Genomic DNA, 9,976 nt, shown 5'->3' on the forward strand with positions numbered 1-9,976 from the left:
TCGGGGATCAGGGAGGAACAAGACCATGTCGGATTACGATCGAAATGCCGGCGCGCCCGGGCTTCCCGCCGACGGTGCCGTCGCGATAGACGCCGGCCTGCGCGCTTACATGCTGCGCGTGTACAACTACATGGCCGCAGGCGTTGGCCTCACCGGCGTTGTCGCGTTTTTGACCTATCAGTTCACCGGCCCTGAATTACTTCAGAGCCCGCTGATGTGGGTGTTCATCCTGGCGCCGCTGGGGCTGGTGTTTTTTATCAGCGCCCGGATCAACAAATTGTCAGCGGAAGCTGCGCGAGGATTGTTCTTCCTCTATGCGGCCCTGGTCGGGGTTTCATTGTCGACCATTTTTCACATCTACACGCAATCCTCGATCACGCGGGTATTCTTTATCTCGGCGGCGACCTTCGGCGCGCTCAGTATCTGGGGTTACACCACCCAACGAAACCTGTCGGGATTCGGGACGTTCCTGTTCATGGGTCTGATCGGCATCATTATCGCGAGCCTGGTCAATCTGTTCCTGAGATCGAGCGGGCTGGACTGGATCATTTCCATCATCGGCGTCGGCGTCTTTGCGGGCCTCACGGCCTACGATACCCAGCGGATCAAGGGGATGTACGACCGCGGCGATGACGCCACTTCGGCGGGCCGCAAGGCCGTGATGGGTGCGCTTTCGCTCTACCTCAACTTCATCAACCTTTTCATGATGCTGCTGCGGCTGATGGGCGGGCGACGCTAAAGAATGACCATTCAGAAGCGCGGAGCGAATGGAGACGGGAGAGCAATGGGGATCAATGAAAACAGGGAAGGAGAACTCTTATGTGCGATTCTTGTTCGCAAGCAGATCCCAGCCGTCGGTCGCTGTTGCTAGGGGGCGCTGCACTCGCAACTATTTCTCTCGTCGGGCGTGTCGCTCAAGCTCAGCCCGTGTCGGCCGCCGACACGCCGGATGCAGCGTTGAAACTGATGACCGAAGGCAATGAGCGTTACGTGGCGAACCAGCCGCGCGAACGGGATTTCTCTGCTGGACGCGCGAACCGCGCACTTGGTCAAGCTCCCTTTGCGGCGATTTTAAGCTGCGCAGATTCTCGGGTCGCACCCGAGCTGGCTTTCGATCAAGGGCCAGGAGATTTGTTTGTGGTTCGCGTTGCAGGCAATTTCGTAACGACCGAGGGTCTTGCGAGTTTGGAGTTTGGCGCTGCAGTGCTCGGCACCAAGTTGATCATGGTGCTCGGCCACAGCAGTTGTGGCGCGGTCAATGCTACCGTAGCGGCACTTCAGAAAGGCAACGATTTGCCCGGGCACATCGCGGATCTGGTGCGGGCCATGAAACCGGGTATTGAAGGGGAGCTGAAGCAAGCCGGGCCGGATCTTGAGCAGCGCGCGGTTGTTGCGAATGTACGCCATAATGTGAAGCGACTGGAACAGGCAACTCCGATTCTGGCGGAGATGGTGGCCAACAAGAAGCTCCGCGTGGTCGGTGCGGTATATGATCTTCCCACAGGGAAGGTTGCCTTGGTCTAGTTTCGGATATGGAACGAGTTGAATGAAGTGCCCGCACTCGTTGCTAGGCATCGAACTCGAAAAAAGCGGGAGTTTTTCAACTGACATAGATACATTTGATTCTTACCTACTTGTCACTGGACACCCGCGCCGTCTGAATTATTGCAAGGCGATGCGATACTTCTTCCATATCTTTCACGGTGCGAAAGTGTTCCCCGATGAGGCCGGGAACAGGCTTTCGAGCCCTGAACTTGCGATACGTCAGGCCAAGGTCCTTGCTGTCGAATTGAGCAAGGCTGGCGAGTTCTGTCGGTCGAATCTGGTGCTCGTGTTGGATGAGAATGGCAAAGACATTTTCGGATGCCGGGCCGCATGACAAGAGGGCCGGAAGGCGCAGATACCTTACGCACGTGATCCACGGTCATGATTAGCTGGCGAGAGCTAAGGGTAAAACCCGATGGCGATGAGGGTTTATTCCGCTAGGTTCTAGCACCCGAGCAATCCACGAGGGTGTAATGGCAACAGCTCCTTCCAATCCTTCGGCGAGTTCTGGCCGTGAGACCGTTCTGGTCGATCTCGCGCTGCAGGGCGGCGGCTCGCACGGCGCCTTTACGTGGGGCGTGCTCGATCGGCTCCTCGAGGAATCATGGCTGCGGATCGATGGCATCTCGGGCACGTCAGCTGGTGCGATGAATGCCGTGGTGTTGGTCGATGGCTATGAAAAGGGCGGGCCTGAGGGAGCGCGGGCTGCGCTTGAAGAGTTCTGGCGGCGCGTCTCGCATTCCGCCCGGTTCAGCCCGATCCGGCGGAGCCCAATGGATGTTCTCCTGGGCCGGTGGACGTTGGACAACTCGCCGTTCTTCGTTGCCTTCGACCTGGCAGCGCGTTTGTTCTCGCCTTACGATCTGAACCCGCGAGGCGCCAATCCGTTACGCGATATACTTGCCGACTGCGTCGACTTTGAGCGGGCGGCGAAATCTTCAATCCGTTTGTTTGTGACTGCCACCAACGTTCGCACTGGCCGCGGGCGCGTATTCCGCAACAATGAGCTCACGCCGGATGTGCTGCTGGCGTCCGCCTGCCTGCCGACGCTGTTTCAAGCCATCGAGATCGACGGCGAGGCCTATTGGGATGGCGGCTACTCGGGCAATCCGACGATCACCCCATTGGTACGCGAATGCACATCGCGCGATACATTGCTCGTTGCGGTCAATCCTGTCGAACGTCAGGGCACGCCGCGTTCGGCGCGCGAGATCCTCGATCGTTTGAACGAGGTTTCCTTCAACGCCACGCTGCTGAAGGAGTTACGCATGATTGCACTGTTGCGCCAGGTCGCTGATGCCGGCACCGGCGAGGGGGCCCTATGGGCAGGCATGCGCATTCATCTCGTCTCCAGTTCCACCATCGACGAGCTTGGAGCTTCGTCCAAGTTCAATGCGGAGTGGGACTTTCTAACCATGCTGAAGGTCGAGGGCCGTAGCTGCGCGGAATCCTTCCTGACGAAGCATGCTGCGAATATTGGTAAACAGTCCACTCTCAACCTGGACGTTCTTCTGGAACAGGTTTGATGCCATGGACCTTCCGGGCATTCATCGAAGAATGAGATTCGCTACGCCCAACGCCAGATTAAGTCCGATCTGACCTTCGACCGACAACGGCTGCAACGTTATCGTGCGGCGGGATCCGCCGATCAGTACCTTGGCGCCTAGACCCAGGCCTAAGGCCACGTTGCCGCTGGCACCTACGTAATTTCCTCTTAGCGTGCCTCGGCCGATCTGGCTGTTTCGTGCAAAAACAGCCCAGAATAGCGTTCCCCCTCTTGTCACGCCAATGTCGACGCCAAGGCGCCTGATCGTGCCTGTGTAGACGTATTGTTGTCCCGTTGCGCTCGCAACGAAAATGCATCGCATATCCTGCCGCGAGCCAAGGACCAGTCCGACCCTCGGACCGGTGCTGCATGTCAAGCCGCCGACTCGAAATGGCGGCCGAGCTTGCGCGGTTGCCGCGCCGAAAAGGACGGTCAGGAATACGCATACAATCGTCCGCACGCGAATGCTGGACATTGCCGCCCCCGCCAAGAAAATCAGACGCGTGATTATAGAGATGAACTGGAAAGTGAAACCGCGCGCGGTGTGCCGTCGTCTTGCGCAATCAATCCGCATGATCTGTACTCACGGGAACGAAATCGGGAACTGCCGAAGGCGGCCTGCCGTATAATGCAGAGGTCTTGCGCGCGAGTTGATAGGAAAAAACCCTGACCTCTCCGGATGAATACCCCGATTGATCGACATGGCGATTTGAATTCAGATGAGTGTAGGTTTGACGCGCCTCGAGACAAAAGGTGTTGGATAACTTGAAGCGTTGCAAAGAGCGAAGCGACTTCACCTGACAAATGTTGTGGCTTCTGCAGCGCTCGAAAAAAAGCATTCGGACAAGGGAGAAAACTCATGAATGCAATGAGTCGCCGCGCGATGCTCACGAATGTTTTGCCTGGTGCCGTCGTTGCTATTGCCGGCGTCGGGACGATCGGTTGGGCTGTCGCGCCGGAAGTCGCGGATGCAATGCCATTAGCCCTCGCCAAGGGAAATCACGTCAAGGTCGATGATCTGGTGGTGAAGGCTCAAGTCGTTGTTGTTAATCCGGGCCGTCGTCGCCGTCGCCGGCGTTGGGTTTGCTGGTGGCACAGGGGACGTCGCCGCTGCGGCTGGCGGTGGGTGTAGTCGCCGTCTTCTTCGCGGTAGTTTCCGTCGCGTCGGGTATCTCAGATCACCGGCAGGGTGGCGAAGCGGCGCGTCTGCTCGTTGCCGATAGCCGGGATGAGGTCCGTGTCCGGCGATGCTGCGTGCCATTTACCGCGCGAATACCGCTGCACCCAGCGCGATGGTCACCATTAGCAACGACACGCCGGCTGCCGGCCACTGACGAAGAAATCTGTCCATTTGTCCCAGCGCCTTGCCCCACGTGACAGCGATCTGCATTCCGCCATCCAGTGCCACAATGATGTCTCCCTTGGGAATGCGTGGCAACGAACGCCACCAGCGCCACAGCGCAATCGCCAGGACGGCACCTAGCAGAACGGGCCAAAGCGCTTTCCATAGCACTGCGGGAGAAAGCGGGTCAGGCAGCGTTCCGCTCGGGACCGTCAGATACAGCGTCCACGGCACGACGAGCGAAACCACAGCGGTCGCGAGCCATGGCCAGACAAGTCCTGCGGCTGCCGTCGCTTGCGGATCCTGCGATGCCGACTTCGCGAGGCTGCGCAAGAACTGCAACATCAGCAGCGTCGTACCAACCGAAGACAGCGTTGCGATCGTGCTCGCGGGGCCGTCTCCCAGCAGCTCGTCGGCAACGAATTTCGCCAGTGCGCCGCCTGTGAGCGGGAGTCCGCCGAGGCCCACTGCAATGATTGCCGCGGGCAGCAGCATCGGCCATAGGCGTCGGCTGCCGGTCGCGGCGATCACGCCCACGGACAGGAACAGCGCGCCTTTCACCAGGACGTGGTGCGCGGCGTAGAAGGCCGCGGCCAGTGCAGCGCGGCCATCGCCTGCGAGCATTCCCATGCCAATGACCGCGACGATGAATCCCATCTGGCTCACGCTTGAATACGCCAACACGACCCTGGGATTGCGTTGCGTGATTCCAATCACGACGCCGTAGAGCGCGGCAAAAAGTCCAGCGGCTGCGAGTGCCGTGCCCCAATCGGGCAGAGCGGTTTCGAGCGGCAAAAACCGGATCATTCCAAGAATGCTTGCCTTGACGACTGCACCGCTCAGCACAGCGGAAGCCGGCGTCGGCGCGGCCGAATATGCCAGTGGCATCCAGAAGTGAAATGGTACGAGGCCCGCCTTCATGCCGAAGCCAGCCATCAGCAGGGCGAGTATCAGATCGCGCTGAGGCGAGGTCGGCAGCGCCGCCGCGGCATCGCGGATCAACAGGCTATCACCCGGGATTTGCGCGGCCAGCAGCACGAAGGCCATTAGCAGGAGGCTTTCGGCCAGCAAAGCGAGCCCGATATAGACCGCGCCGGCGCGCCATGCGCTGGGCGTTTCGTGGTAGATGACGAGGCCGCAGGCTCCGAGCGTGAGCAGCGCGAGAAGAAAATAGAAGCCGACCATGTCGGCGGCCAGAAATACGCCGAGGCAACCAGTCAGCGTCATCAGCCAGCACACCACGAATCGCCCGCGGTTGGGCCGACCCTGCAGATACTGCGAAGCGTAAGCACCTGATGCGATCCATAACAGCGCCGCAACGCCCAGCAGCATGGCTCCAGGGCGGTCCAGGGCGAAAGTCAAACGGAAGCGTGCCGAACCGATTGCGAGCGAGGAATCGGAGGCGACAAGCAACACCGCGAGCAGCGCCGGGATCGGGGCGAACGCCAGCAGCGAAGGCATCCGGTTCAGCGCCGGCGGCCAGAGGCATGCCAGGAGCATGCCGAGCGGCACGACGAAGGCGCTGGCCAGCAATGTAGTTTCCCCAATCATCGCGGCCCAACCATCATTGAATCCGGGCGGCCAACCAGGAGGATATCGACAGGGCCGAGCGCGACCAGACCCAGCAACAGCGACGTCAGCGCCAACGCCAGCGCCGCTGCTTCCTGATATCTCGGCACAGCGACGCGGAGCTTGAGGGGCTCGCTCGACGGCGCAACTGCGCTCGACAGTACGATGAACATATAGCCGCTTGTGAAGAGGCCTCCCGCGAGCATCACAATCGCCCACCACCATTGACCGGTCGCGACCGCCGCCTCGAGCAGCAGCCATTTCGCCAGAAAGCCGCCACTTGGCGGCAATCCAATCAGGGACACTCCACCGAGTGCGAATGCGAAGATCGTCATCGGGAGCGCCCGTGCGGCCCCTCCGAGTTCGGCGATGCGATCATGTCCGAGCGTGGCATAGATAAGCCCAGCGGCCATGAACATGGCTGCCTTCGCTGTCGCGTGCGATATCGCCTGAAGCATGCCGCCGGTCAAAGCGCCGCCGCCCTGGAGCTGCGCTGCCGTGTCGAGGGCGAGCGGAAACATCAGGAACAGATAGCCGATCTGCGCGACCGTCGAATAGGCGATCAGCAGCTTGAGTCGCTGCTGTTGCAGTGCGACGACGCTGCCGAATACAATTGCCGCCGCCCCCAGCGCACCGAACAGTTGTGCGCCGGCTGCACCGAGCATTCCTGGCATCACGTCGAACCAGAGCCGCACGACGATGAAGAACGACCCCTTCACCACCACCGCCGACAGAACAGCGCTGGCGGCCGCCGGCGCACCGGCATGGGCTGGCGGAAGCCATAGATGCAGCGGAAAGAGAGCGGTCTTGGCGAAGAGTCCGATGGTCATCAGCGTGGCGGCAACAAGTGTCGCGGGTTCCATACGAACCTGCCGGGAGAGCAGGACGATGTCGAGCGTTGCATAGCTGCCGTAGAGCAGGGCCGTTCCGACCAGGTAGAGAATCGAGCCGAGCAGGGCGAACAGCAGGTATCGCAGCGCAGCCTGCAATGTCTCCGCCCGGCCATCGAGACAGACCAGCGGTACCGCGGCGAAGGTGAGAAGCTCGATCGCGACGTATAACGTGAACAGGTCTCCGCCCAGGAAGACCATATTCATTGCGCCCCAGATCGCCATCAGCAGGATCCAGAACGCGAACGGTGCGCGGGCTTCGACGGACCCTGGACGCGTGCCGAAGTCCGCGTGTGCAAAGATCGCGACCGCGCAGATCACGATCGCCATTGCTACCATCATCGCCGCCGAAAGTCCGTCGGCGCGCAACGCAATACCGAGCGGAGGTTTCCAATCCCCGACGATGTAGATCAGCGGGTGGCCGCTTTGCCACACGTCGGCGAAAATGATCGTTGCAAGGAAGAGACCGGAGGGCAGCAGGACGGAGGCAATCCTTTCAGCGTACCGCCCGCCGAGGACGAACGACAACAGAACGCCCGCGGCCGGCAATACGATTGCCAGAACAAGAAGAGCTCCATCTGTCGTTGTCGCATCGGGCAAGACATTTGCGTCCGGCATCAGGAGTTGCCTCTGTCCGTGTCTGTGCCTCCGGGATTATCGGCGCTGAGCGTGGATCGGCCGGTTTCCTGCAAAAGCCGCAGCACCAGGGCGATAGCCATGGCGGTTGCCGCGAAGGCAACAACGATCGCGGTAATGACCATCGCCTGAGGGACCGGATCACCTCCGAGACCGGAAGCTGCGGCTCTCCTGGACACGACGCCGAACACCAGAAACACGCCGCTCCCCAGCAGGTTGAACGCCAGTATCTTGCGTAGCGGCTCGGGATTTGTGACGAGCCCGTACAATCCGAAGCCCACCAGCGCTGCGCCACATAACCCGAACAATGTTGCAGCGGTCATTGCTGTTGCACCCGTTCCGGCGGGCCTGCGGCAAGCAAACCCAGTGCCACACCGATCGAAAGTGTCAGGGCGACTTCCACCGCGACAATCAACGGTTTGGCGTAGCCCGATGGATAAGCAAGAAAGGCATTCGCCAGCACCATCCCGGCAAGTCCGATGGCAAGGAAAATTACCGGTCCGACGACGACCAGCACGCGTAACCAAGTCTGGCTGATCGAAGGTACACTCGTCAGGCCTGCGATCATGACAAGGAGCCACATTGCGGCCAGGACCGTGCCGCCTTGGAAGGCACCGCCCGGTTCTTTCGCTCCGACCCAGCACATGTAGATTGCCACCACGATTCCCACCGGTGGCAGAAGCTGGGCAAGAAACGTCAGCGTGCTGTCTGGTCGTGCATAGACACGCAGCCCCGGTATTCCGCCCCACACATTATCCGGCGCCAACGACCAGACGCCGAGCAAAGCGAGTATCAAGACCACTTTCTCGAGTAGCGTGTCGAGCGCGCGGTAAACGAACAGAACGCCGGCGACGGGATTGCCGAGGCCACTCTGCGCCAGATTCTCCATCACCATAGGTGCGAGTGTGGGAATAGCTTCGGGCGGGGACAGGATGGCGATTGCAAGGCCTGCCGCGACAATCGCGCTCAATACTCCCGCCGCAACACGCGCCGGCAGGCTGGCTCGGGTGTCGCTGCCTTTGGCAACGCGCAGGCGCGCTACCGCACCGAGCATCAACATGCCGGTCATTCCACCGCCGATCGCCGCCTCCGTCAGCGCGACATCGACCGCAGAGAGCCTAACCCAGGCGATGGATAACAGCAATCCGTAGACGACGAAGCCGATAACGGCTGCGAACGCTTCGCGCGCAGCGATCGTCGAAGCTCCGATCCCCAGGAGCAGGACGACAAGACCGATATCGAAAACAGACAAAATGGTCATCCATGTGGTCCCCGTTGTCGAACCGCGCCTGCAATGAGCTGCGCGACAATCGCGCCTGACAATTGGACCAGCAGCCAGATGCTCACCAACTTCAGCGCGCCGAACGGTCCGTCCGCCTGTGGCAGCAGGCCCAGAACCACAAGGCCAAGGCCAAGATTGTCTACCTTGGTCAGGGCATGCAGACGCGTCAGCGGGTCCGGGAAGCGGAGCAAACCGACCGTCCCCGCCAAAAGGAAGAGCGCGCCCGCCGAGACGGCGGAAACGGTGAAGATATCAAGCACGAGGTTCATCCGCCGCCCGTTGCCTTCTAGACTTCGTTCTCCTGGCCGGACGCGCTTCTAACAAACGCGACGGCGGCGAACGCAGCAAACAGCGCCAACAGCAATGCAACGTCGACGATCGACGGTGTCTCGGTCGCCGCGGCCAGCAAGAGAAGTATGGCGACGCCACCCGTGCCCAGCAGCTGCGCTGCCATCATGTGGTCTACCTCGGCTGGGCGCCGAAGAATCACGACCAGACCGAGTGCTACCATCGTCAGCACGAAGCCCGCGGCTCCGAACAGGAAGCTAGCCATGGCGTTGCGCTCCTCCGAGTGCCTGCACGCACAGGGCTTCCTCCGCAGCCAGCTGCTCGACCACCGGCTGCGTCACATCGAGACAATGAATAGTCAGGCCATTGCCTTCCGCGGGCCCGCACGGAAGCGTGCCTGGCAGCAAGCTCATGATTGCGCAGAACGTATCTCTCTTTGTGCCAGGTGGGAGGTGCGCTTGATAGACCACGAAGCCCGGCCGCAATGGCAGCCGAGGATCAAGCGCGCGCATCGCGACGTCTGTTCCGGCGACAATCGATTGACGCAAAAAGTGCAGCACGAATTTGGCGAGCTTGATCGGATGCAAGTTCCATTCTTGCGCCGGCATCAGGCGCAGACTTGCCCAGGTTGCCGCAACGGCTGCAAATAACCCGGCCGCAAGATCGCCAGTATCGGCGCCGGTTAGCACCAGCCAGAAGCCAAAAAATCCGGCAGCACGGGAAATCGCACTCCCAAGAGTGCCTGGACTGTTCGCGGGCCTGCTTTGCGTCTCCGATGAATTCATGACCCTGCTGACCTCCATACTGCTCGATCCGGCAACGGTGCTTCGCGCACCCATTGACGTATCGACGCCAACTCACTCGGAGAGGCTCAGGAG

At 60.7% G+C, this 9,976-nt stretch carries 13 protein-coding genes; 5 read left to right on the forward strand and 8 right to left on the reverse strand.

The features are described from left to right. The first annotated feature begins 25 nt into the window (after positions 1 to 25). From KIP88_RS21060 to KIP88_RS21075, 4 genes are all read left to right on the forward strand, one after another. Positions 26 to 739, forward strand: a complete 714-nt coding sequence (locus KIP88_RS21060) for a Bax inhibitor-1/YccA family protein (RefSeq protein WP_214489886.1) — start codon at positions 26 to 28, stop codon at positions 737 to 739. Between the two features lie 80 nt (positions 740 to 819). Then, positions 820 to 1,524, forward strand: coding sequence for a carbonic anhydrase (locus KIP88_RS21065; RefSeq protein WP_214489887.1), 705 nt, complete (start codon positions 820 to 822; stop codon positions 1,522 to 1,524). 22 nt (positions 1,525 to 1,546) lie between these two features. Further along, positions 1,547 to 1,879 carry a hypothetical protein gene (locus KIP88_RS46610; protein ID WP_249790917.1) on the forward strand — a complete coding sequence of 111 codons (333 nt, stop codon included), beginning with the start codon at positions 1,547 to 1,549 and terminating at the stop codon, positions 1,877 to 1,879. 139 nt (positions 1,880 to 2,018) lie between these two features. After that, entirely contained in the window at positions 2,019 to 3,071 is a 1,053-nt protein-coding gene (locus tag KIP88_RS21075; protein WP_214489888.1) for a patatin-like phospholipase family protein, read from the forward strand. A gap of 21 nt (positions 3,072 to 3,092) precedes the next feature. Here KIP88_RS21075 and KIP88_RS21080 read toward each other — a convergent pair whose 3' ends face one another. Continuing rightward, complete coding sequence (locus KIP88_RS21080; RefSeq protein WP_308163620.1) at positions 3,093 to 3,665, reverse strand: DUF992 domain-containing protein; 573 nt, start codon at positions 3,663 to 3,665, stop codon at positions 3,093 to 3,095. Between the two features lie 285 nt (positions 3,666 to 3,950). Between KIP88_RS21080 and KIP88_RS21085 the strand changes: the two genes are divergently transcribed. Then, on the forward strand, positions 3,951 to 4,223 hold the full coding sequence (locus KIP88_RS21085) for a hypothetical protein (RefSeq protein WP_214489890.1): 273 nt from the start codon (positions 3,951 to 3,953) through the stop codon (positions 4,221 to 4,223). A 129-nt stretch (positions 4,224 to 4,352) separates the two neighbouring features. On the opposite strand, the gene KIP88_RS21090 is transcribed toward KIP88_RS21085, so the two are convergent. From KIP88_RS21090 to KIP88_RS21120, 7 genes are read right to left on the reverse strand one after another with little or no spacing between them, the layout of a single operon-like run. Beyond that, positions 4,353 to 5,966 carry a complex I subunit 5 family protein gene (locus tag KIP88_RS21090; protein ID WP_214489891.1) on the reverse strand — a complete coding sequence of 538 codons (1,614 nt, stop codon included), beginning with the start codon at positions 5,964 to 5,966 and terminating at the stop codon, positions 4,353 to 4,355. A gap of 14 nt (positions 5,967 to 5,980) precedes the next feature. Next, complete coding sequence (locus tag KIP88_RS21095; RefSeq protein WP_214489892.1) at positions 5,981 to 7,510, reverse strand: complex I subunit 5 family protein; 1,530 nt, start codon at positions 7,508 to 7,510, stop codon at positions 5,981 to 5,983. Continuing rightward, a complete protein-coding gene (locus KIP88_RS21100; RefSeq protein ID WP_214489893.1) occupies positions 7,510 to 7,851 on the reverse strand; it encodes an NADH-quinone oxidoreductase subunit K in 342 nt (113 codons plus the stop codon). The genes KIP88_RS21095 and KIP88_RS21100 overlap by 1 nt, the downstream gene beginning before the upstream one ends. Further along, positions 7,848 to 8,789 carry a hydrogenase subunit MbhD domain-containing protein gene (locus KIP88_RS21105; protein WP_214489894.1) on the reverse strand — a complete coding sequence of 314 codons (942 nt, stop codon included), beginning with the start codon at positions 8,787 to 8,789 and terminating at the stop codon, positions 7,848 to 7,850. The genes KIP88_RS21100 and KIP88_RS21105 overlap by 4 nt, the downstream gene beginning before the upstream one ends. Then, a complete protein-coding gene (locus tag KIP88_RS21110; protein ID WP_214489895.1) occupies positions 8,786 to 9,079 on the reverse strand; it encodes a monovalent cation/H(+) antiporter subunit G in 294 nt (97 codons plus the stop codon). Before KIP88_RS21110 ends, KIP88_RS21105 begins: the two co-directional genes overlap by 4 nt. Before the next feature lie 17 nt (positions 9,080 to 9,096). After that, on the reverse strand, positions 9,097 to 9,363 hold the full coding sequence (locus tag KIP88_RS21115; protein WP_214489896.1) for a monovalent cation/H+ antiporter complex subunit F: 267 nt from the start codon (positions 9,361 to 9,363) through the stop codon (positions 9,097 to 9,099). Beyond that, complete coding sequence (locus tag KIP88_RS21120) at positions 9,356 to 9,883, reverse strand: Na+/H+ antiporter subunit E (protein ID WP_214489897.1); 528 nt, start codon at positions 9,881 to 9,883, stop codon at positions 9,356 to 9,358. The genes KIP88_RS21115 and KIP88_RS21120 overlap by 8 nt, the downstream gene beginning before the upstream one ends. Positions 9,884 to 9,976 lie beyond the last annotated feature (93 nt).

Origin of the sequence: Bradyrhizobium sp. SRL28 (genome assembly GCF_018596315.1) — a bacterium.
Taxonomy (GTDB): Bacteria; Pseudomonadota; Alphaproteobacteria; order Rhizobiales; family Xanthobacteraceae; genus Bradyrhizobium.